The sequence below is a fragment of the Rhodoplanes sp. SY1 genome, from assembly GCF_046000175.1.
Lineage (GTDB): Bacteria > Pseudomonadota > Alphaproteobacteria > Rhizobiales > Xanthobacteraceae > Rhodoplanes.
Map to the genome: position 1 here is coordinate 27617 of NZ_JBEOMB010000125.1, position 20766 is coordinate 48382.

General features: G+C 70.9%; 21 protein-coding genes and 1 riboswitch. Of the genes, 4 read left to right on the forward strand and 17 right to left on the reverse strand.

Translation table 11 applies throughout. The features are described 5' to 3' along the window. Nucleotides 1–50 precede the first annotated feature (50 nt). The gene (locus tag ABTU92_RS24565; RefSeq protein WP_408094241.1) at nucleotides 51–446 is read left to right on the forward strand and encodes a VOC family protein; all 396 of its coding nucleotides are present in this window, start codon (nucleotides 51–53) and stop codon (nucleotides 444–446) included. Between the two features lie 24 nt (nucleotides 447–470). On the opposite strand, the gene ABTU92_RS24570 is transcribed toward ABTU92_RS24565, so the two are convergent. Further along, nucleotides 471–947: a hypothetical protein gene (locus tag ABTU92_RS24570; RefSeq protein ID WP_408094242.1), complete on the reverse strand. Its 477-nt coding sequence runs from the start codon at nucleotides 945–947 to the stop codon at nucleotides 471–473. A gap of 31 nt (nucleotides 948–978) precedes the next feature. Continuing rightward, nucleotides 979–1593 (reverse strand): hypothetical protein, encoded by a 615-nt coding sequence (locus ABTU92_RS24575; protein WP_408094243.1) that lies wholly within the window; start codon nucleotides 1591–1593, stop codon nucleotides 979–981. 213 nt (nucleotides 1594–1806) lie between these two features. On the opposite strand from ABTU92_RS24575, the gene ABTU92_RS24580 reads away from it, so the two are divergent. Together ABTU92_RS24580 and ABTU92_RS24585 are read left to right on the forward strand one after the other, a co-directional pair. Further along, entirely contained in the window at nucleotides 1807–2025 is a 219-nt protein-coding gene (locus ABTU92_RS24580) for a DUF1328 family protein (protein ID WP_111359315.1), read from the forward strand. Nucleotides 2026–2068: 43 nt separating this feature from the next. Beyond that, nucleotides 2069–3064 (forward strand): NAD(P)/FAD-dependent oxidoreductase, encoded by a 996-nt coding sequence (locus ABTU92_RS24585; protein WP_408094244.1) that lies wholly within the window; start codon nucleotides 2069–2071, stop codon nucleotides 3062–3064. 22 nt (nucleotides 3065–3086) lie between these two features. On the opposite strand, the gene ABTU92_RS24590 is transcribed toward ABTU92_RS24585, so the two are convergent. The 9 genes from ABTU92_RS24590 to ABTU92_RS24630 form a co-directional block, all read right to left on the reverse strand. Further along, nucleotides 3087–3623 carry a carboxymuconolactone decarboxylase family protein gene (locus ABTU92_RS24590; protein WP_408094245.1) on the reverse strand — a complete coding sequence of 179 codons (537 nt, stop codon included), beginning with the start codon at nucleotides 3621–3623 and terminating at the stop codon, nucleotides 3087–3089. 8 nt (nucleotides 3624–3631) lie between these two features. Further along, nucleotides 3632–5359 carry a thiamine pyrophosphate-binding protein gene (locus ABTU92_RS24595; RefSeq protein ID WP_408094246.1) on the reverse strand — a complete coding sequence of 576 codons (1728 nt, stop codon included), beginning with the start codon at nucleotides 5357–5359 and terminating at the stop codon, nucleotides 3632–3634. 69 nt (nucleotides 5360–5428) lie between these two features. Further along, complete coding sequence (locus ABTU92_RS24600) at nucleotides 5429–6019, reverse strand: NAD(P)H-dependent oxidoreductase (protein ID WP_408094247.1); 591 nt, start codon at nucleotides 6017–6019, stop codon at nucleotides 5429–5431. Nucleotides 6020–6041: 22 nt separating this feature from the next. Then, nucleotides 6042–6764: a phosphatase PAP2 family protein gene (locus ABTU92_RS24605; protein ID WP_408094264.1), complete on the reverse strand. Its 723-nt coding sequence runs from the start codon at nucleotides 6762–6764 to the stop codon at nucleotides 6042–6044. A gap of 91 nt (nucleotides 6765–6855) precedes the next feature. Continuing rightward, nucleotides 6856–7098, reverse strand: a complete 243-nt coding sequence (locus tag ABTU92_RS24610; RefSeq protein WP_408094248.1) for a hypothetical protein — start codon at nucleotides 7096–7098, stop codon at nucleotides 6856–6858. Nucleotides 7099–7188: 90 nt separating this feature from the next. Further along, nucleotides 7189–7722 carry an NUDIX hydrolase gene (locus ABTU92_RS24615; RefSeq protein ID WP_408094249.1) on the reverse strand — a complete coding sequence of 178 codons (534 nt, stop codon included), beginning with the start codon at nucleotides 7720–7722 and terminating at the stop codon, nucleotides 7189–7191. A 100-nt stretch (nucleotides 7723–7822) separates the two neighbouring features. Further along, nucleotides 7823–8362 carry a CvpA family protein gene (locus ABTU92_RS24620; RefSeq protein WP_408094250.1) on the reverse strand — a complete coding sequence of 180 codons (540 nt, stop codon included), beginning with the start codon at nucleotides 8360–8362 and terminating at the stop codon, nucleotides 7823–7825. 183 nt (nucleotides 8363–8545) lie between these two features. Further along, the gene (locus tag ABTU92_RS24625; RefSeq protein ID WP_408094251.1) at nucleotides 8546–8884 is read right to left on the reverse strand and encodes a hypothetical protein; all 339 of its coding nucleotides are present in this window, start codon (nucleotides 8882–8884) and stop codon (nucleotides 8546–8548) included. Nucleotides 8885–9005: 121 nt separating this feature from the next. After that, a complete protein-coding gene (locus tag ABTU92_RS24630; RefSeq protein ID WP_408094252.1) occupies nucleotides 9006–9350 on the reverse strand; it encodes a hypothetical protein in 345 nt (114 codons plus the stop codon). A gap of 364 nt (nucleotides 9351–9714) precedes the next feature. Here ABTU92_RS24630 and ABTU92_RS24635 point away from each other — a divergent pair, with 364 nt between their 5' ends. After that, nucleotides 9715–10161 carry a hypothetical protein gene (locus ABTU92_RS24635; protein ID WP_408094253.1) on the forward strand — a complete coding sequence of 149 codons (447 nt, stop codon included), beginning with the start codon at nucleotides 9715–9717 and terminating at the stop codon, nucleotides 10159–10161. Here ABTU92_RS24635 and ABTU92_RS24640 read toward each other — a convergent pair. From ABTU92_RS24640 to tsaA, 6 genes are all read right to left on the reverse strand, one after another. Next, nucleotides 10133–10615 carry a DoxX family protein gene (locus ABTU92_RS24640; protein WP_408094254.1) on the reverse strand — a complete coding sequence of 161 codons (483 nt, stop codon included), beginning with the start codon at nucleotides 10613–10615 and terminating at the stop codon, nucleotides 10133–10135. The genes ABTU92_RS24635 and ABTU92_RS24640 overlap by 29 nt on opposite strands. Nucleotides 10616–10851: 236 nt before the next feature. Further along, nucleotides 10852–12765, reverse strand: coding sequence for a phosphomethylpyrimidine synthase ThiC (gene thiC / locus ABTU92_RS24645; RefSeq protein WP_408094255.1), 1914 nt, complete (start codon nucleotides 12763–12765; stop codon nucleotides 10852–10854). A 44-nt stretch (nucleotides 12766–12809) separates the two neighbouring features. Next, a riboswitch (TPP riboswitch) is annotated at nucleotides 12810–12978 on the reverse strand. A gap of 28 nt (nucleotides 12979–13006) precedes the next feature. Then, nucleotides 13007–15718 carry an EAL domain-containing protein gene (locus ABTU92_RS24650; protein WP_408094256.1) on the reverse strand — a complete coding sequence of 904 codons (2712 nt, stop codon included), beginning with the start codon at nucleotides 15716–15718 and terminating at the stop codon, nucleotides 13007–13009. A 262-nt stretch (nucleotides 15719–15980) separates the two neighbouring features. Continuing rightward, on the reverse strand, nucleotides 15981–18683 hold the full coding sequence (locus tag ABTU92_RS24655; protein ID WP_408094265.1) for an EAL domain-containing protein: 2703 nt from the start codon (nucleotides 18681–18683) through the stop codon (nucleotides 15981–15983). Nucleotides 18684–19004: 321 nt separating this feature from the next. Then, nucleotides 19005–19718 (reverse strand): L,D-transpeptidase, encoded by a 714-nt coding sequence (locus ABTU92_RS24660; protein ID WP_408094257.1) that lies wholly within the window; start codon nucleotides 19716–19718, stop codon nucleotides 19005–19007. A 437-nt stretch (nucleotides 19719–20155) separates the two neighbouring features. Next, a complete protein-coding gene (tsaA, locus tag ABTU92_RS24665) occupies nucleotides 20156–20704 on the reverse strand; it encodes a tRNA (N6-threonylcarbamoyladenosine(37)-N6)-methyltransferase TrmO (protein WP_408094258.1) in 549 nt (182 codons plus the stop codon). Nucleotides 20705–20766: the final 62 nt, after the last annotated feature.

The following is a 20766-nucleotide window of genomic DNA, read 5'->3' on the forward strand; positions in this document are numbered from 1 at the left end:
CGTAATGTGGCGGCCCGACTCGTCTCTCCCGTCGTTCCCCGGAGCATCCCATGGCCGCCATCGCGTTCGACCACGTCCACCTGCGCACCGTCGATCCCGAGGCGATGGCGCAGTGGTTCGAGCGCGTGCTCGGCGCCGAGGTCCTGCGCAGCGTCGAGCAGGGCAAGCCGCGCATCGACCTGAAGCTCGGCGGCATGAAGATCTTCGTCGCGCCCGTCACGGACGGCGACGGCGTCGCCCCGCCGCCGGCGCTGCCGTGCCGCGGCCTCGATCATTTCGGCCTGTTCGTCGAGGGGCTCGACGCCGTCGCGGCCGAGCTGAAGCAGAAGGGCGTCGTGTTCACCAAGGAGCCGCACTCGCCGCGGCCCGGTATCCGCCTCTGCTTCATCCAGGGGCCCGAGAACATCTCCATCGAGCTTTTGGAGCGCAGCCCGGTCCAGGCTTGACCGCCCGACCGCGGCGGTCAGCGGTCAGCAGACCATGTCGCCGGCCGCGAGACGCGTGCGCACCGCCGCGTCGAAGGCGACCGCCGTGCCGCTCCCGGGGCAGATCAGCACGGCCGTGTCGGGCGGCGCGAGGCACGCCATCGCCCGTGCGACGAAGCGTCTGGCGTCGTCCGCGCCGGCCCAGGTGTGGACGAGCTCGACCGACATCCAGCTCGTCTGCTTGCAGGCGAGCTGCCGCAGCGCCGGATCCGGGATCCGGCCGGGCAGCTTCGACTGGTCGGCGTAGGGGAAAGGCAGGCTGTGGATCATGAAGAAGCCGGAGGCTCCCGGGACCAGTGACTTGACGATCGCGTCCATGTGGAGCTGCGGACCCTCGGTGACGAAGCTGCCGTCGTCGCCGGTGCTCAGGAAGTGTCGCGGATAGATCGTCTTGAGCGCGGCCCGCACGCCCTCGGCCGAGAGTGATGTGTGGGACGTCGAGAGCGCAACCAGCATTACCATCGCACGGTCCGCCTCCCGGCACCGGACCGCATCACGCGAGTCCCGACCGGCGGTCGTCTGCTGCGGCCCTCCGGCGGGGCGAGGCGGGGGCCGACGTGGGCATGACCAGCGGACACGCGGCGAGCACCGGGGCGACCGCCGTCGAGGCGCCGACGACGCGGAACTCGGCGACCGTGCGCCCGGCGAACAGCGAGGCGGTCCGCACGATCAGCAGGCTGCCGCGGGACACGTCCTCGATGAACTTCGCTACGGTCGCCGGATCGTCGATCACCACGGTGCGGTGGTCCTGCAGGAAGGTCGCCTCGACTTCATCGCCGGGGCGGTCGTCGACCCGGTAGGCGAAGGTCGAGTTCCGGTCCGCGCCGACTCGGATGTCGAAGGAGAACCGTACCACCGGGCGAGCCTCGAAGCAGGTGACCTGGAGCACCGCGTCGCGAATGTCGGCTGTCTTGTTGCTGGTCGACGTGGTGATGACCGTGGCGCTCGGGGCGGGCTTGCCGGTGATCCGGTCGATGCGATGCTCGATGCGCCAGCTGCCCGCGGATTCGCTCGGCCGGTCCTGCACATAGGATCGGTCCTGTACGATGCAGCCCGCCGCCGAGCCGGCCAGCACGGCTGCCAGCCATGGTCTGAGTCTGCTTCCCACGGGCGCTCCTGACGCCGCGCCGACCTATAGCTCTTTGCTACTATAATCGGACTTTGCAATCAATTGGTGTGTCATCCTACGGACAGTGATGCGACGAGTCACGCACCACGGCGGTGTTACGTAGTCTCACGCTCCGGTGCGACCGGCTCCACCAAAGACGGCCGGAACCGGGTGCCACCCCGGCTCGTTCAAGCCGAGCCGGAGGAGTCCTCGATGCTGAAATACGCCATCCTGCTGCTGGTCGTGTCGCTGATCGCCGGGGCGATCGGATTGACCAATGTGTCGCGGATCGCCAAGCGCGTGTCGCTGGTGCTGTTCGGGCTGTTCTTCCTCGGCTTCCTGGCGCTGCTCGGCTTCGCCTATCTGCTCGGCGAGGCGTTCGAGGCCGGCCGTGCGGCCGCGCCTCTGGCCGCGGTCGTGCTGACCGCCTGACCGGCTTGCGTCGGGGTCCGACGTCGTCGTATCGCTGCCGGCCATGCGCGAGATCGAGACCATCGTGGTCGGCGGCGGGCCGGCCGGCAGCACCTGCGCCCGTCGCCTGCGCCAGCACGGCCGCGACGTCGTCGTGCTCGACAAGGCGACGTTCCCCCGCCTCAAGCTGTGCGCCGGCTGGATCACCGAGAAGGTGCTGCGCGACCTCGAGATCGCGCCCGGCGACTATCCCCACCCGATGCTGCCGCTCGACATCCGCTCGCATTTTCGCGGGCTGCCGTTCGGCCTGCGCTGGTTCCCGACGCCGGGCAAGAACTTCTCCGTCCGCCGCGTCGAGTTCGACGCCTGGCTGCTCGCCCGCGCGGGCGCCGAGGTGATCAGGCACGACGTGCGGTCGATCCGGCGGGAGGGCGATCGCTGGATCGTCGACGACGCCTATGCGTGCCGGTGGCTGATCGGCGCCGGCGGGACGATGTGCCCGGTGCGGCGCGCCGTGTTTCCCAACCAGCGGCCGAAGTCGCGCCAGATCGTCACGCTGGAGAAGGAGTTTTCCTATCCGGCCCGCGAGGACGCCTGCCGGCTCTACTTCAAGCGTGGCCTCGTCGGCTATGCCTGGGTGGTGCCGAAGGGCGACGGTCACGTGAACATCGGGCTCGGCGCCAAGGCGAAGTATCTGCGCAAGAGCGGCACCGACATCCACGCCCACTTTCGCGCTTTCGTCGACGATCTGGTCGCCGAAGGACGGCTCGACGCGGCGACGGCGGCCGGCCTGAACGAGACCGGCCACCCGTATTATCTGTTCACCCGCGACGGCGCCGTGCGGGCCGACCACTGCCTGCTGATCGGCGACTCGGCCGGCCTCGCCACCATGGATCTGGGCGAGGGGATCGGCCCGGCGGTCGAGAGCGGCCTGATGGCGGCCGACGAGATTCTCAGTCGCGGCACCTGGGACAAGGCGAAGGTGACGTTGTTCTCGCTCGCCGGCATCGCCCAGCGCCTGATGCGGGCCGCCAACCGGCGGCACCTGCCGGCGGCGTGATCAGGTCGCGGGACGGTCCTGATCAGGTGTGCGGCGGGACGCCGATCCCGAAACCCTGGTTGATCGCCGCGAACATCTGATAGAAGCCGGACAGCACGACGAGTTCGACCAGTCCCTCGCGGCCGAACCGCTCCACCACCCGGGCCTGCACGTCGTCGGGCACCTCCTGCCAGGCGAGCGTCCGGGTCAGCACCGCGTGCAGGAGATCGTAGGGCTCGGGCAGGGCGCTCGCGTCGCCGGCGCCGACCGCGGCGATGATCGGCTCGGGCAGGCCGGCGGCGCGGGCATGCGCGACATGGTCCTGCCACTCGAAGGCGGCGCCTGTCGCCTTGGCGACCGACAGCACGACGAACTGATAGGCCTGGCGCGGCAGCACGCCCTCGAACTTCAGGAAGAAGCCGAGCGCCTCGATCCGGCGCGCCAGCTCCGGATGGTTGAGGAGCGCCGTGTAGGGGCCGCCGAAATGCTCGCCGAGGGCGTTCCGGCGCGCCGCCATCTCGTCATACAGGGCCTTGGCGGGTGGCGGCAGCGCCGCCGGGTCCATGGTCAGCACGGTCATCGCGTCCCTCACTCGTGATAGGACCACGCCGCGACGCCGGCGGCGAAGTCGTAGACCGGCGTCGGGCAGGCCTTGTCGGTCTTGACGTCGACGACGGCCGTGGTGCCGCAGGCGAGCGCCTCCGCGAAGGTCTCGTCCAGGCGTGCCGGATCCGCGACCGTGAAGCCGCGGGCGCCGAGCGCGCGGGCGAAGCCGGCCCAGTCGTGATCGGGCAGCGAAGTCAGCGCCGCCGGCACCGGGCCTTCGGTGTGGGCGCGCAGCCAGACATTGCCGAGCGCGGCGTTGTTGAGCACGACGTAGACGATCGGCAGCCGGTGCCGCGCCGCCGTCTGCACCTCGATGCCGTGCATGTGCATGCAGCCGTCGCCGGTGACGACCGCAACGCGGCGGTCCGGGCGGGCGCACTGGACGCCGACCGCCGCCGGGATCGCCCAGCCCATCGGCCCGAGATTGGTGGCCGAGACATAGGTGCCGGGCTCGTAAGCCGTCCAGTGGTGGCCCATGAAGGCGCGGTGGGCGCCCGAGTCGACCAGCACGATCCCGTCGCGCGGGAAGGCGCGCCGCAGCGCCGTCACGGCAGTCGCCGGATGGATCGGCGCGCCGGGGCGCGCGCAGGTGTCGGTGTCGTAGAGCCGCGGTCCGGCCTTGATCGTGTCGAGCCACGCCCGCCGCGCGGCGCGGCCGGCGTCGGCCGCCGTGCCGCCGTCGAGACGGTCCCTGATCAGATCCAGGAAGGCGCGGGCGCTGCCCGGTACCGCATGCGTCGCCTCGCAATGCGCGGTCAGCTCGTCCATGTCGGTGTTGACGTGGATGGCGGCGGCCTTGCTGCGGCTGCGCAGCGTCCAATGCATGGTGTCGCGCTCGTTGAGACCGGAGCCGAGCACGAGCAGCAGGTCGAGATCGTCGGCGAACACGGCCGCGGTGGCGTGCCTTGTGCCGGCATAGCCGAACACGCCGAGCGACAGCGGATGGTCCTCCGGGAAGGCGTCCTTGGCGCGCAGCGTGGTGGCGACCGGGATCGCCCAGCGCTCGGCGATCGCCTTCAGCAGCGCCGCCGAGGCCGGGTCCGCGACGCCGGCACCGGCCAGGATGACGACGCGGGGCGCCCGGTCGCCGGTCAGTGCCTCTGTGACGGTCGTGAGCGCCGCCTCGGCCTGCGTCAGGCTGAGCGGGGCGACATCGGCGAAGAAGGGCGACACCGGCGCATAGGCGGCGTCGACGTCGCCGGTCAGCACGTCGCGCGACAGCGACAGGTGCACGGGCCCGCGCGGCCGCGCCAGCATCGTCGTGAGACCGTGACGGAGCCAATGGTTCAGGCCCGCCGCGTCCGTGACGGTCGCCGACAGGCGGGTCAGCGGCCGCATCAGGGCGGTGTCGTCGAGGGTCGCCTGGCTGGCGTCCTGGAAGGCGCCGAGCCCCTCCATGACGCGGGCGACCTCGCCGCTCAGCACCAGCACGGGCGACGAGTCGGTCCGCGCCGCCGCCACCGCGGTCGCCATGTTGGCGAGGCCGGGCCCGCCGATGCCGACGACGGCGCCGAACCGGCCGCTCGCCCGGGCGTAGCCGTCCGCCATGTAGGCGGCGCCACCCTCGTGGGCGGCGACGATCGGGGTGAGCGCGGTCTGCCGGCCGATCGCCGGCAGCAGCGGGTCGATCAGCCCGCCCGGCACCATGAACAGATGGTCGAGCCCCTCGGCGGCGAGCGCCGCCAGGATGAAGTCCGTCCCCTTCGCCATGCCGGGTCTCCTGCTGACGGTCCGGATCCCCCCGGCCGCGTGATCTCGGGTCGGTTCGGCGGCGCGCGTCTACCAGGCGCGCAGCTTCGCGGCGATGCGCGCTGCGAAGGCATCGGCGCGCGGCTGGTCGGGGCGCTCGGCACCATAGAGCGACATCATCTCGAACCGGCAACTCGGCGCGCAACCGCCCAGGATCGCGGTCTTCAGCACGCGCCGCACCGGGCGCCGCATCACCAACAAGTCGACCCACCAGGGCGAGCCGAGCGTCGTCACGGCGAGCATGCGGCGAAGGCCCGCGAGATGCGGCCGGATCGGCCCGTAGTTCGGCGTGTGCACGAAGGCGACGTCGGGCGCCCAGACGCGGTCGAACCAGCCCTTCAGCGCGGCCGGAAAGCCGAACCACCAGGTCGGGAACACCAGCACCAGCGCCTCGGCGGCGAGGAGCGCCTCGATCTCGGCCGCGACCGCGCTGCGGTCGTAGGCGCCCGTGTAGAAGCTCGCCCGCTCGGCCTCGGACAGGGCGGGCGGGAAGGCCGGCCGGTAGAGATCCCGCACCGTCACGGCATGACCCTGCGCCGTCAGCGTCTCGACCGCGGTGCGGGCGAGGGCGGCGCACAGGCTCGTCTCCAGCGGATGCGCGACGACGACCAGGCAGTTCACGCGTTCGTCCCCCCGGGCGATCTCACTCGGCGGCCGGCTCGTCCGGCCGCTCGATGCGGCCGCGCCGCTGCAGCCACAGGCCGATCTGCCAGCACAGCATCGCCCAGGCGGCGCCGAGACACCAGCCGGCCAGCACGTCGCTCGGCCAGTGGACGCCGAGATAGACGCGGCTCGCGCCGATCGCGAGCGTCAGCGCGATCGCGGTGCCGATCACATAGGCTTTCACGCGCCGGCGTCGGCCGATCCGCGCCAGCAGCACGCCGAGCGTCAGGAAGACGACGGCCGAGGCGGTCGCGTGGCCACTCGGGAACGAGTAGGTCGAGACATCGACCATGTGGGCGACGAGATCGGGCCGCGGGCGGGCGATGACCAGCTTGATGCCGTCGATCAGCAGCGCCCCGCCGGCGACCGAGACGAGCACGAACAGCGCGGCGGCGCGCTTGCCGTCGATCACCAGATAGCCGAGCACCAGCACGGTGAGCAACGTGAGCACCGTGACGCTGCCGAGCGCGGTGAGATCGCGGATCGCCTTCTCCAGCCACGCCGGGCCGACCGGATCGCCGAGGTCGGCCGGATTGCGAAGAAACGTCAGGATCGCCTCGTCGAAGGCGTGGTTATGACCCTCGACCACCTCCTCGGCGATCTCGACGAAGCCGAACAGTGCCGCCGCGACCAGGAACAGGGTCAGGAGCGGCGCGAGCTCGGACAGGGCACGCGGCCGCAATGCGCTCGCCGCGCGCGGCATCAGACGTTGCAGCACGATTCCTCCAGCGTGGTGGCGCCGGCCGCGGGATCGCGCCGACGACGTGAGAGCTTCGGCGCGGCGGCGCGCCCGATCAGATCAGGCAGCGGCCGGCACGCCACAGCCGGGACTTCGCCCGCGACGCCGCCCAGAAGCTCGGCAGCGGCCCGGTGAGGACCCGGTAGTCGTAGGGGAACGGTCGCGTCGGCAGGCTGTAGTTCCACACCTGGCAGATGCCGGTCGACCAGCGGATCACCCGATACGCGGCGTGCGCCGGCTCCGCCGTCACGAGCCCGGCGAGCAGCGTCGCAGCGAGGAGAGTCACGGTGCGGGTCATCGCGTCCTCCTGTGTCGTGAACCACACGAGTGTACCGCGGTTCCAGCGGTGGCGGAATGCCGCGAGCCGGCCGCGCGACGCGCTGTTCTCTCAAGGCGAGGTGAGGCCGCGCCACAGGCGCAGCAACAACCCGGTGTCGCGCGCCAGCGGGGCCGCGGCGGCGGCTTCGATCGGCTGCGGCGTCACCGGTTCGGCCGCCGGGGCGAGCGGGGGCGGCGCGTCGGCGAGGCCGCGGCCGGCGAGGCCGTCGAGGAACGCCTGCTCCCACGGCAACGCCAGGACCGCGACGGCCTCCTCGATCGGCAGCCAGTCCACCGCGCGGACATCGCGCATGAGCGGCCGCGGCGGCGTGTCGAGTGGCACCATGCGCCAGAACTGTGCGACCTTCACGGAGCCGCGGTTCGGATAGGAGATCACGCCGAGGAACTCGTGCACGGCGACCTCGTGGCCGGTCTCCTCGGTCACCTCGCGCCGGGCGCCGTCGATCGGCGCCTCGCCTGCGTCGAGCTTGCCCTTGGGCAGCACCCAGACGCGATCCTTGCGGCGCTGGACCACGGCGACCAGCGGGGCTGCTCCGGGGCGGACGACGATGCCGCCCGCCGCCACGATGTGTCTGCGTGCCATGCCGTGCCGCCTGATCCGTCGTGTCGAGACCGCGGCACCATAGCCGAGAATGGGGCGATGCCGCGGCGGCGTCGCGATCGGGCCGGGGAGGGCGCCGCGATCAGATCCGGTACTCGCGCTTGAGCGTGTCGATCAGGGCATCGATCTCGGGCGGCAGCGTCTTCAGCCCGGCGGCGCCGGCCTGCGACAGCACCGGGCGCAGGCGCGACTGGGTGAAGGCCTGCGGCTGCAGGTGGACCGGAACGATGCGCTCGAACACCAGCACCAGCAGGACGGCGACGAGACCGATGCGCCCGGCCCCGAGCGTCGCGCCGGCGAGCCGGTCCGGCAGCGACACGACCGGCGCCACGAAGGCCGCGACGGCACTGCGCAGCAGGCGCGCCAGCACCATGCCGCCGGCCGCCAGCACGCCGAAGAACACGGCCGCCTGCGGCAGCTCGGCGCCGGCCTGGCTGGCCGCCATCGCCATCACGGGCGGCGTCGCATACATGGCGACGGGCGCGGCGGCGACCCAGCCCAGGATGGTCGCGAGGCTGCGCAACAGCCCCGTCATGTACCCCATCAGGGCGGCGAGCAGCGCCAGCACGGCGACGATCGCATCGAAGGCGTTGACGGAGGACGGGTCGAACGGGGCGGTCACGGGCGGTCTCGCGCGGCGGTCACTTCGGGGGACGGTGCCGCACTGTATAGCCCGGCCGGCGCCGGCGCGCCGGACGATCCCGCAACACGGTTGACGGGCGCCTGTCCAGGCACCCGTCGGCCGCCTCACGACGCGCACGACGCGCACGATGCCGCGATGCCGGCGGCGCGCCGTCCGCCCGGGTCAGACGGTCTCCAGCGGGCCGTGATCGTCGCAGTGGTCGCCGTGCGGATGGTGGAGGCGGCCGTCGACCAGATAGTCGACATGGTCGCCGTGCGGCACCGCCTCGTGGCCGCAGCCGGGGCCGTGGACGTGGCCGCACGTCACCTCCGGCGTGCAGTGGTCCGGATTGGCGTCGCTGACGGCGATCACGTGCTCGTCGACGTGGTCGCCGTGCATGTGGTGGAGATGGCCGTCATGCAGATAGTCGACATGGCCGTCGTGCTTGACGGCGGTGTGACCGCAGCCCTCGCCGTGCCGGTGCGGATGGTTCTCGTGGTGCTTCTCGGTGCAGGTCGTCATGTGAGCCTCGCATCGGTGAAGGTCCGCCGCGCCGTCCGGGGCGCGGCGGGTGCGGGCGGCATTCGCAGGGGGATGGTAGTCGCCGGTGCCGCATCGCGACAACCACCCGAACGGATGGGCCTCAGCGGCGGGGCTCGGGAAACGGGCCGTAGCCGCGGGTGCCGTCGATCACCGGCACGAACACCCAGTCGAGTCGGTCGAGGCGATCCTGCAGGCCGCGGCCCGGAAACCGGCGCATCCGATAGCCGTCGACCGGCAGCAGGTGATGGATGAAATGCGTCAGGATGGCGCGATGGACGTGCGACGCCTGGCGTCGCACCGCGGTGCTGCGCCGCCGCGCCGGCTGCGCGGCGATCACGGCCATCAGCGCGAGCAGCTCGTCGAACAGCGCCGCGTCGAAGCGGTACCGATCGTGCAGGGCGTGCATGAACGTGCCCTCCGCCGCGACCGCGTTGGCGGCCAGCACCGCCAGGGCGCGGGGCAGGGACCCGGGATCGGAGTCCGGCGCGCGCGCCCGACGGGACGCGCGGGGCGAGTTGCGAGACGACTTGGAAGTCGACCTGTTCGCCGACTTGGTCGCCGACTTGGGATGGCGTCTCGGAGGTGATTTGGGCATCGGTCGCGGCACGGTGTGATGGTCGGGCGTGCCGCTTGGTGACGTCGGCGCGGCGGGCGGTTCATCCACCTCACCGGAGCGACGCCGCTCCGCGCCGGCCGGCGAGACGGCGGCCGGTGCGTCCCTCACCGCGGTGCCGCCGCAGTCGTGGCGAACAGTCGTGGCCGGCTGATTCGGGGTATCGGGCAAAAAGCCCGCAGGGGAGAGAACCTTCATGTCGATCGCTTCGCGAGTCCGGGCCGCGTCCGTCGCCGCCGCCGTGGTCGCCGCCGGGGTGCTGGCCGCCGGCTCGGCCGCGCAGGCCGACAGCGGCAGCGTGTCGCTCACCATCTACAAGGGCGGCTGGGTGATCGGCGGCTCCGGCGGCAGCGGCACGCTGACCTTCCAGGGCAAGCGGTACCGGCTGTCGATCGGCGGCCTTTCGGCCGGCCTCGTCTTCGGCGCCTCCAAGGCGAACCTCTACGGCCGGGTGAGCAACATCTCGCGGCCCTCCGACGTCGCCGGCGTCTACGGCGCGGCGGGGGCGGGCGGCGCGCTCGGCCCCGGTGCCCAGGCGATCGTCCTGCGCAACCAGAAGGGCGCCGTGCTCGAGCTCCAGGGCCGCCAGGTCGGCCTCATCGCCAATCTCGACCTCAGCGGCATGGCGCTGTCGCTGAGGTAGGGATCGGCCGCCGGCGGAGTGGCCAGTCGATCACGTCCCCGCCGAACAGCGCAGCCCACACGAGAACCGGCTGAAACGCGAGCCGGGGGCCGTGATACCACCACGAATCCGGAATGGGCGGGATCGAAACGCCATCGACCGCGTGCTTGATGTTGGCTGGAAACACGCCAATCGCATAGAGCGCGAGCATCACCCCGGCGAGCTTGCGAAGCCTCGTGCCGAACAGCGCGAGAGCGCCGGCGATCTCGCAGGCGCCAGTCGCCAGGATGATCTCGCGCGGGAACGGGACCCAGCCCGGCGTGATCAGCATGAACGGCTCCGGCCGCGTCAGATGTGCGAGACCCGCGATGAGGTAACCGGCAGCGAGGACGAGCCGCAGCACGAATCGCACGCGCCGAGCCGGCGCGTGGGGCTCGGCGGAAAGGGTCGGGAGCGGCGTCACATCGGCGGACATCGCAGGTCAACGTGCGAGGGCCGCGCCCGGTTGCCTCGTAGAAGACCCCGCCGTCGATCGTCATTCGGCGATAGCGCGACATCGCCGGCGCCTTCTCGTCCGAGCCCGCGTGGGCACGCCGCTTTCGCGGCTTTGCCCACCCTACGTTTGGCTGTTCGTGCCGCTTTTCGGCATCGGCAAGGCGGGCCTGCGGGGCCCGCCTTGCCCACTCTACGTGATGTCGATGCGGCCTCGCCTCACAGCGCCTTGTTGCTGTCCTTCACGGCGTCGGCCTCGACATAGACCCGGCCGCCCATCTTCAGGAACTTGTCGGACATCTGCTTCATGCCGGCGGCGGCGTCGGCCTGCGCCGTGTCGACCGGATAGAGCGCCGCCTTCTCGTTGTCGCCCAGCCCGGCCGCGTAGTCGCGGACGTCCTGGGTGATCTTCATCGAGCAGAACTTCGGCCCGCACATCGAGCAGAAATGCGCGACCTTGTGGGCCTCCTTGGGCAGCGTCTCGTCGTGGAAGTCGCGCGCCGTGTCGGGATCGAGGCCGAGATTGAACTGATCCTCCCAGCGGAACTCGAAGCGGGCGCGCGACAGCGCGTCGTCGCGGATCTGCGCGGCCGGATGACCCTTCGCCAGATCGGCGGCATGCGCCGCGATCTTGTAGGTGATCACGCCGGTCTTCACGTCGTCGCGGTCGGGCAGACCGAGGTGCTCCTTCGGCGTCACGTAGCAGAGCATGGCGCAGCCGAACCAGCCGATCATCGCGGCGCCGATGCCCGACGTGATATGGTCGTAGCCCGGCGCGATGTCGGTCGTGAGCGGGCCGAGCGTGTAGAACGGCGCCTCGCCGCACTCCTTCAGCTGCTTGTCCATGTTGATCTTGATCTTGTGCATCGGCACGTGGCCGGGGCCCTCGATCATCACCTGGCAGCCCTTCGCCCAGGCGATCTTGGTCAGCTCGCCGAGCGTCTCCAGCTCGGCGAACTGGGCGCGGTCGTTGGCGTCGGCGATCGAGCCGGGCCGCAGGCCGTCGCCGAGCGAGAACGACACGTCGTAGCGCCGCATGATCTCGCAGATCTCCTCGAACCGCTCGTAGAGGAACGACTCGCGGTGATGCGCGAGGCACCACTTCGCCATGATGGATCCACCGCGTGACACGATGCCGGTGACGCGGCTGGCGGTGAGCGGCACGTAGGCGAGGCGCACGCCGGCGTGGATGGTGAAGTAGTCGACGCCCTGCTCGCACTGCTCGATCAGCGTGTCCTTGTAGACCTCCCAGTCGAGCTTGACCGGATCACCGTCGACCTTCTCGAGCGCCTGATAGATCGGCACGGTGCCGATCGGCACCGGCGAATTGCGGATGATCCACTCGCGCGTGTTGTGGATGTTGCGGCCGGTGGAGAGGTCCATCACGGTGTCGGCGCCCCAGCGGATCGCCCACACCATCTTGTCGATCTCCTCCTCGACCGACGAGGTCACGGCGGAGTTGCCGATGTTCGCGTTGATCTTGGTGAGGAAGTTGCGGCCGATGATCATCGGCTCGAGCTCGGCGTGATTGACGTTGGCCGGGATGATCGCGCGGCCCCGGGCAATTTCGCTTCTCACGAACTCCGGCGTCACGAAGGCCGGCACCGACGCGCCGAAGCTCTCGCCGTCGGCGAGCGCGCTCTCGGCGCGGTCCAGCATCTGCTTGCGCCCGAGATTCTCGCGCTCGGCGACGTAGATCATCTCCTTGGTGATCACGCCGGCTTTTGCCCACTCGTATTGGGTGACGGGCTTGCCGTCGAGCGCTCTCAGAGGGGCATGCACGGTCGGGAAGGCGCGGGCGAGATGCGCGCCCGTGACGTTGCCGTTGTCGACCGGCTTGATCGGACGGCCCTGATAGGTCTCGGTGCCGCCGCGCGCGCTCACCCAGGCGGTGCGATGGCGCGGCAGGCCCTTCTCCACGTCGATGGTCGTGGTCGGGTCCGTGTAGGGGCCGGAGGCGTCGTAGACCGGCACGGGCGGCTCGCCGGCGGCGTCCGACAGCACGATCTCGCGCACCGGCACCTTCAGGTCCGGCGCGGCGTCGGGCGTCGTGTAGGCCTTCCGCGAGCCGGCGATCGGCCCGGTCGTGACGGTCGGAACGGTGAGCGCGTCTCTGGGGGTGTGCTTGTTCATTCGGAGCCTCCCGTGAATGGGTGTCCCGGAAACAGCATGCGTCGGTATGGGAATGGTCCCTGTCCCTTCGCCGGCATGACCCGGATCAGGTTCAAAGGGTTTCCGTGGTGCCTGGCGGCCCGTCGGAACCGGAGCGATCGAGCTTCGGAGGAACGACGGTGCTGCGCGGCCGACGGTGTCTCAGCTCCTTCCGGAGCACCCCTCGGAACGAAATCTCAATTTACGGGAGATCGGGGACCTGTCAATGCGACGGTCCGACGACACGCCGGCCCGGCATCGAACCACCGGCGCGGCCGTCGGCGCTGCGGCGGCGGATCACGGGGGCGGCCGTCGCGCGCGGCGCCGCGAGGGGCTGGTCGAGCACGAGGTCGCCGGCGGCGCCCGGCCGGCCGAACAGCCAGCCCTGGGCCTCGCGACAGCCGGCGGCGCGCAGGAGCTCGAGCTGCTCGACGGTCTCGACGCCCTCCGCCGTCGTGCCCATGTCCAGCGCCTTGGCGAGGTTCACGACCGTGCAGACGATCGCGGCGCAGTCGGAGCGAGTCGGCAGGTCGGCGACGAACGACTTGTCGATCTTGATCTTGCTGAACGGGAAGAGCTGCAGGTAGCTCAGCGACGAGTAGCCGGTGCCGAAGTCGTCGAGCACGATGTGGACGCCGAGCGCGGCGAGGTCGTGCAGCACGGCGAGGCCGCCGTGGTCCTTCTGCAGCAGCACCGACTCGGTGATCTCGAGCTCGAGCCGGGCCGCCGGCAGGCCGCTGCAGGCGAGCGCGTCGCGCACCGCCTCGACCAGGTTGCCGGAGCGGAACTGCACGGCCGAGAGGTTGACGGCGAGGCGCACGTCGTCGGGCCAGTCCGCGGCGATGCGGCAGGCCGTGTCGAGGATCCACTCGCCGAGCGGGATGATCAGGCCGATCTCCTCGGCGACGGGGATGAACTTGTCGGGCGGGATCAGGCCGTGGTCGGGATGGCGCCAGCGCACCAGCGCCTCGACGGCGCAGGGCCGGCAGGTGGCGATGTCGACGATCGGCTGGAAGTGGATCTCGAACTCCTTGCGCACCAGCGCCTCGCGCAGCTCGAACTCGAACTCGCGCTGAAGTTGAGCGTCGGCGTCCATGGCCGGCTCGAAGAAGCGGTAGCAGCCGCGGCCGTCGCCCTTGGCGCGGTAGAGCGCGAGGTCGGCGTTGCGCAGGATCTGGCTCGGCTCGGTGCCGTCGTCGGGCGCGATGGCGACGCCGATCGAGATGCCGATGACGATCCGCTTGCCCTCGATCTCGTAGGGCGCTCGCAGGTCGTCGAGCAGCCGCGCGGCCCGCGCAGCCGCCTCGTCGCGCGGCTCGTCGTGGCAGTGCTGGATGATGGCGAACTCGTCGCCGCCGATGCGTCCGAGCGTATCGTCCGGTGCGGCGGTGCGGCGCAGGCGCTCGGCCACCGCCTCGAGCAGCGCGTCGCCGCCCGAATGGCCGAGCGAGTCGTTGACCGACTTGAACAGGTCGATGTCGAAGATCAGGATCGCGAAGCTCTTGCCGGTGCGCACCATGCGGGCGATCGCCTCGTCCATCCGCTCGCGGAACATCAGGCGATTGGCGAGGTCGGTCAGGGCGTCGTGCCGCGCCATGTGGGCGATCCGCTGCTCGGCCTGGGTGCGCTCGGTGATGTCCTCGTGCACCGAGATCCAGCCGCCGTCGCCGGTCGGGTCGTTGAGCACGGCGATCACCCGTCCGTCGCCGAGCCGCGTCATCACATGGGTGGCGCTGTCGCGCGAGATCGCGCCGGTCAGCTCGGCCAGGTAGGACTCCGGATCGGCGCACTCCGTGCCCGCCTCGGTGCGCAGGCGCAGCAGCTCGCGCAGCGAGGTGCCGGGCCGCACCGTCGCGGCGGCGAGGCCGTACATCTGACGGTAGCGGGCATTGTGCAGGACCAGACGGCCGTCGCGGTCGAACATGCACAGCCCGTAGGACATGTTGTTGAGGGCGGCGTCGAGCTGATTGGTCGTCTGCTCCAGCCGGCGCGACTTGCGCACCAGGCCGCTGAGCAGCGCGGCGCAGCACAGGAAGGCCAGCAGGCTGCCGAGGCCGATCCACAGCGCGCGATGCTCCCAGGTGGCGAGCGCCGCACTTTCGGTGATGGTGACGTTGACGAACAGCGGATGTCCCGGCACCGGGCGGACCGCGACGAGGCGCGTCTCGCGGGTCTGGGCGTCGCGCGTCACGTAGAAGCCGCCGCCACGCGCCGCCGCCGCGAACCAGCTCAGGTCGGCGATCGGCGCGCCGGTCGGCTCGAGCTCGGCGGGAAAGCGCGCCAGCACGGTCCCGTCGTCGCGCAGCAGCGCGAAGGAGCGGTCGGCGAGCGGCGCGATCGAGTCGTAGACGTTGCGGAAATAGTCGATCGGCACGCCCATGCCGACGAAGCCGGTGAAGGTGCCATCGGGCGCCGTCAGGCGGCGGGTGAACAGGACGATGTGGGTGCTGCTGACCCGGCTGTGGAACGGGGCGCTGACCCGCAGCCCGTCGTCGGTCGCGCCGAGGAGATCTCTGTGGAACCCGCGGCCGCGGAAGTTCAGCGGCCGCACCGGCCAGTCGAGCGACCAGTTGACGAGCTCGCCCGTCGCGTCGGCGATCACGATGGCGGTGGCCTGCGGCAGGCCGCCGAGCCGCTCGCGCAGATCGTCGTGGACGTGCGCGGTGCCGAGCATGTCGCGCACCTGGTCGATGGTCAGCCGATGGCGGGCGAGGTCGATCAGCGTCGCGTCGATCGGCTGCACGACGCGGTTGACTTGGTCGGCCAGCACGGTCGCCAGATTGGCCGAATCCTCGTTGGCGGACGCGATGGCGTCGGACCGCAACTGCCAGACGGCGACCCCGATGGCCAGGACCGAGGCGGCGATCACGGACCCGGTGACGGCGATGAGGGTGCCGAACGAGGTCCAGTGTCGATGGGGCGAGGCTGGCGACATGAGCGACAGTGGCACCTCGGTGGGACTGACGTCGTGACCTGTCCGTCGCCGAGCCGGATCGGCCCGGACCGCGGTGCCGGCGATCCGCCGGCCGTGAGACCTAAAGCGGGTGGCTCGGCCGTGCGGCGATTCGTGTACCATGCGGCCGCTACCAGTCGGTTAATCCGGGCCTCCAAGCCGATGCGCCTGCGTCCGATTCCGTCGCGACGGACCGCCTTGCGCCGGCAGTCCGGGCCGCCCGAACGCCGCGGTATCCTCCTGCTCAGGCCGCGGCGGGAGCGCAGTCGGAGGCGGGCTCGAACGACAGGGCGGCGGCCGGGACCGGTCGTCCGAACAGCCAGCCCTGGGCTTCCCGGCAGCCGGCGACGCGCAGGAGCGCGACCTGGTCCCAGGTCTCGACGCCCTCCGCCGTGGTGCCCATCGCGAGCGCCCTGGCGAGCGTCGTCACGCTGGAGACGATCGCGGCGCAATCGGCCCGCGTCGTCAGCTCGGCCACGAAGGTGCGGTCGATCTTGATCTTGCTGAACGGGAAGAGCTGCAGATAGCTCAGCGACGAGTAGCCGGTGCCGAAGTCGTCGAGCACGACGTGGACGCCGAGCGCGGCGAGCCCGTGCAGCACGGCGAGGCTGTCGTGGTCCTTCTGCAGCAGCACCGACTCGGTGATCTCGAGCTCGAGCCGGCGCGCCGGAAGACCGGTGTCCGCGAGCGCCCGGCGGACGACCTCGACCAGATCGCCGCCGACCACCTGCTTGGCCGAGAGATTGACGGCGAGGCGGATGTCGGACGGCCAGGCCACGGCGGTGCGGCAGGCGGTGGCGAGGATCCACTCGCCGAGCGGGCCGATCAGGCCGATCTCCTCGGCGACGGGGATGAACTTGTCGGGCGGGATCAGGCCGTGCTCGGGATGGCGCCAGCGCACCAGCGCCTCGACGGCGCAGGGGCGGCAGGTCGAAAGATCGACGATCGGCTGGTAGTGCAGCTCGAACTCACGCCGCGGCAACGCCTCGCGCAGCTGCAGCTCGAAGGCGCGCTGCAGCCGCACGTCGGTGTCCATCTCGGGCGCGAAGAAGCGATAACAGCCGCGGCCGTCCTTCTTGGCGCGGTAGAGCGCGAGATCGGCGCTGCGCAGGATGCCGCTCAGCGTGCGACCGTCCTGCGGCGCGACCGCGATGCCGATCGAGATGCCGATGACGATCCGCTTGCCATCGATCTCGTAGGGGGAGCGGATACGTTCGAGCAGCCGCTCGGCGAGCGCCGCCGCGGCGGCGCGGGGCGAGCCGTCCACGATCTGGATCACGGCGAACTCGTCGCCGCCGATGCGGCCGACCGTGTCGGCCGGCCCGATGCAGGAGCGCACCCGCTCGGCCACGGCCTCCAGCAGGGCGTCGCCGCCCGAATGGCCGAGCGAGTCGTTGACCGACTTGAACAGGTCGATGTCGAACACGAAGGTCGCGAACGCCGCGTCCTCGCGGCCGAGCCGGGCGAGCGCCTGCTCCATGCGGTCGCGGAACAGCAGGCGGTTGGGCAGATCGGTGAGCGGATCGTGGTGTGCGAGATGGGCGATCCTACGTTCGGCGAGCGTGCGCTCGGTGATGTCCTCGTGGACCGCGACGAAGCCGCCGGCGTCGACCGGGCTGATCGTCAGGGCGATGATGCGCGCATCCGGCAGCTCGACGACGAGGCGGCCCGTCTGCCCGGCCGCGATGGTGCTTCGGATGCCGGCGACGCGCGCCACAGGGTCGCCCTGAAAGGTGCCGACCGCCAGCCGTCGCGTGAACAGATCGACGATCGGCGTGCCGGGCCGGGCGTCGTCGGCCGTGAGCCTGTAGATCTGACGATACGGCGTGTTGCACACGACGAGCCGGTCGTCACGGTCGTACATGCTCAGCCCGAGCGTCATGTTGTCGACGGCGGCGTCGAGCCGGCCGGCGACCTCGGCGAGCTCGCGCGACTTGTCGGCGAGGCGCGCCTCGCGCTCCCGCAGCGAGGCCTTCGACGCCAGCAGATGATCGAACTGCCGCTTCAGGGCCCACAGGAGCCCGATCGCGCAGACGAAGGCGAGCAGCGCACCGGCGCCGATCCGCACCGCGTGACGGCGCCATTCGGCGAGCGCGGCGCTCTCCAGGATGGCGCTGCTGACCACCAGCGGGGTGTCCGGGATCCGGTGGACGGCGACGATCCGCCGATCGTCGCCGTCCGTCCCGGTGGGCACCATGTAGGTGCCGCCGCCCCGGCTCGCCACCTCGTGCCACGGTCCGCCGACCGGCATGCGGTGGCCGGCGAGACCGGTGATCGCGCTGCGGTTGGCGAGCATCGCGCCGTCGTCGCGGCTCACCAGGAACGACTGCCCGGGCAGCGCCTCGAAGGTCTCGTAGAGGTGGTCGATGGCCGCCGCCGGCATTCCGACCACGACGGTGCCGACATGGGTGCCGAGGGTGCCGGCGATGCGCCGACCGAAATAGATCATCGCCTCGCCCGCGACGGGTGAATGAACCGGCGGGCTCACGAGGAGGCCGTAGCCGCTGGACCGGTCGGAACGCCGAAGATGCTCCTCGACGATCGCCGGCAGCTCGGCGCGGAGCTGCTCCGGCACCGCCTGGAGCACCTGTCCGTCGGTCGCGACGATCGCCAGCACGGCGGCGGGCTCGTCGCGCCGCCGGCGGTCCTCCAGCAGCTGCCGATGTCGATCGCCGGAAAAGAACGCATCGAACTCGGCCGGCGTGGCCAGCCCGAGCGAAGGCACGACGTCGCGCAACTCGGTCAGCACCGCGTCGCGCGGGCCGACGATCCGCACGAGCTGATCGGCCACGCCGAGCGCCGCATTGGTGCCTTCGCGCTCGGCCGCGCGAAGCGCGTCCTTGCGCAGATACTCGACCGTCACGCCGATCGCCAGGGCGGACAGGCCGATCACGAGCCCGGCGCAGGCGGCGAGCAGCAGGAAGGTGGTTCGCTTGGTCGAGAGCATGAGCAAGGAGCTGTCAGGTGCAGGTCACCACGCGGCGACCGAAAAATAGAACACGACGAAAACTGCCGGAGATGTAATCAGGATTAGGAGTTGATGTGGTGATTAAAGCTTCGTTGATTATTAATCCCATCGGACGGCGATCTATGCCACTCGACCGATGTCGTTATAACGAGCCCGCCGCAGGTCTCCGGCGCGGGGCTGCGCGGTGCGCTCCGGCGCGCCGTCGATCGCGACGAAAAAACCGGCCCCGGGGGCATCCGGGGCCGGCGAGTGGAGGCTTCGAGGCGAAAGCGTTGCAGGCGGGGGATAGAAGCGGGCGCGTCAGCCCTGGCGGTCGGCGGCGGTGTCGACCCGGCGGTCGCGGCCCGGGAGCACGATCACGCGGGTGCCGACATGGACGCGGCCGTAGAGGTCCATCACGTCCTCGTTGACCATGCGGATGCAGCCCGACGACACGCGCTCGCCGATCGTCTCCGGCGCGTTGGTGCCGTGGATGCGGTAGATGGTGTCGCCGAGATAGAGGGCGCGGGCGCCGAGCGGGTTGTTGGGGCCGCCGGCCACGAAGCGCGGCAGATAGGGCTGGCGGCGCACCATCTCGGTCGGCGGCGTCCAGTCCGGCCACTCGGCCTTGCGGGTGATGTTCTGGGTGCCGGACCAGCGGAAGCCGTCGCGGCCGACGCCGATGCCGTAGCGAACGGCGCGGCCGTTGCCGAGCACGAAGTACAGATAGGTGTTCGGGGTGTCGACGACGACGGTGCCGGCGGGCTCGGCGGTCTTGTAGTCGACGATCTGGCGGCGAAAGCGGGCCGACGGCGCGGCCGGCGTCTCGTCGCGCGGCAGCATGGTCTCGACCGGCGCATGGAGCGACCCTTGGAGCGGCGCTTCGGTGGGCGGCGCCAGCATCGGCGCGAACAGCGCGAACGGATTGGCCGACGCCGTGCCGGACATCATCACGCCGAGGACCGACACGCCGATGGCCGCCGCGGCGACGAGGGCCCGAGGCCGAACGAAGCGAGCCGGAACGAAGATTGTCATGATCATCCCCCGTGTTCCCCGCCTTTGTGTCGAAAACTCTCTTCGGGCGGTTCAACCGGGAGCTTCGCATTTTAAATGCAATTTAAGACATTCCTGACCAGTCGCCGGCGGACGCTCCCGGCGCGCTGCTGCGGCCGGACGAAGGAGCGAAAATGGCCGATTTTTCGGGGTTTTTGTCGTTTTCCTCGGCGGCGTGTCGGCGCCCGCCGCGCTGACGAATCGTCAACCACGTCACGTGATCACGGCCGATCGTATGTGAACCGGATCACGCAAGAGGGCGACGGGCGCGTGGCGCTTGGAGGTGCTTGTTCATTCCGGGGCGAGTGCCGGAGGCACTCGAACCCGGAATCCAGCCATGTGTCGTGCCTGCCGCTGGATTCCGGGTTCGCTGCTGCGCAGCGCCCCGGAATGACGGGCCTGCAGCACCGGAAGCCTGCTCAGCTTTTTTGCCCCGCGTGCCAGCCGACCACCGCGTCGCCGACCGCGTCGGTGGAGGCGAAGTAGGGCTTGATGTCGACGAGCGGCGTGCCGTCGAGACAATCGAGGCCGATGACCGACAGCCGCGTGCGGTCGATCCCGACGAGCCGCACCACGCTGGCGGCGATCGGGTTTGGGCGCACCGGCGAGCGCAGCGCGAAGGTGCCGCGCGGCCCGCTGGAGTGGCGTGGTGCCTGGACGACGAGGTCGCGCCGCGCCTGGTCCATCCAATAGAGCACCAGGAGATGCGTGCAGGTCTCGACCCCGGTCAGCGCCGCCGCCCAGCGGTCGTCGACCACGATGGTGCACACCGCGTCCGAGCCGCGGGCGTTGCGCGGGCAGTCGGCGCGCCGCGTCCATGGCGTTCCGATGCGGCCGATGTAGAAGACGCCGGCGTCGTAGGCCTCCGGCAGCGCCACGGCGACCTCGCCGGGGCGGGCGTCGTCCTCGCCGGGATCGGACAGCCGGCCAGGGAGCGGGGGCAGGGGACGGTCGGGCGGGATGCTCATCGGCCTGATCTTTCGCGGGGGCTTTCGAGGAGTGCTTTTGGGCAGGGCTCTCGGCGGCTCCG

Bases quoted from the DNA above. Each gene is read 5' to 3' on its own strand.
- ABTU92_RS24585 (WP_408094244.1), top strand. From the start codon at position 2,069: ATGCGCGAGATCGAGACCATCGTGGTCGGCGGCGGGCCGGCCGGCAGC.
- ABTU92_RS24580 (WP_111359315.1), top strand. From the start codon at position 1,807: ATGCTGAAATACGCCATCCTGCTGCTGGTCGTGTCGCTGATCGCCGGG.
- ABTU92_RS24605 (WP_408094264.1), bottom strand. From the start codon at position 6,764: ATGCCGCGCGCGGCGAGCGCATTGCGGCCGCGTGCCCTGTCCGAGCTC.
- thiC (WP_408094255.1), bottom strand. From the start codon at position 12,765: ATGAACAAGCACACCCCCAGAGACGCGCTCACCGTTCCGACCGTCACG.
- ABTU92_RS24565 (WP_408094241.1), top strand. From the start codon at position 51: ATGGCCGCCATCGCGTTCGACCACGTCCACCTGCGCACCGTCGATCCC.
- ABTU92_RS24610 (WP_408094248.1), bottom strand. From the start codon at position 7,098: ATGACCCGCACCGTGACTCTCCTCGCTGCGACGCTGCTCGCCGGGCTC.
- ABTU92_RS24655 (WP_408094265.1), bottom strand. From the start codon at position 18,683: ATGCTCTCGACCAAGCGAACCACCTTCCTGCTGCTCGCCGCCTGCGCC.
- ABTU92_RS24650 (WP_408094256.1), bottom strand. From the start codon at position 15,718: ATGTCGCCAGCCTCGCCCCATCGACACTGGACCTCGTTCGGCACCCTC.
- ABTU92_RS24570 (WP_408094242.1), bottom strand. From the start codon at position 947: ATGGTAATGCTGGTTGCGCTCTCGACGTCCCACACATCACTCTCGGCC.
- ABTU92_RS24640 (WP_408094254.1), bottom strand. From the start codon at position 10,615: ATGTCCGCCGATGTGACGCCGCTCCCGACCCTTTCCGCCGAGCCCCAC.
- ABTU92_RS24625 (WP_408094251.1), bottom strand. From the start codon at position 8,884: ATGACGACCTGCACCGAGAAGCACCACGAGAACCATCCGCACCGGCAC.
- ABTU92_RS24590 (WP_408094245.1), bottom strand. From the start codon at position 3,623: ATGACCGTGCTGACCATGGACCCGGCGGCGCTGCCGCCACCCGCCAAG.
- tsaA (WP_408094258.1), bottom strand. From the start codon at position 20,704: ATGAGCATCCCGCCCGACCGTCCCCTGCCCCCGCTCCCTGGCCGGCTG.
- ABTU92_RS24660 (WP_408094257.1), bottom strand. From the start codon at position 19,718: ATGACAATCTTCGTTCCGGCTCGCTTCGTTCGGCCTCGGGCCCTCGTC.
- ABTU92_RS24615 (WP_408094249.1), bottom strand. From the start codon at position 7,722: ATGGCACGCAGACACATCGTGGCGGCGGGCGGCATCGTCGTCCGCCCC.
- ABTU92_RS24635 (WP_408094253.1), top strand. From the start codon at position 9,715: ATGTCGATCGCTTCGCGAGTCCGGGCCGCGTCCGTCGCCGCCGCCGTG.
- ABTU92_RS24595 (WP_408094246.1), bottom strand. From the start codon at position 5,359: ATGGCGAAGGGGACGGACTTCATCCTGGCGGCGCTCGCCGCCGAGGGG.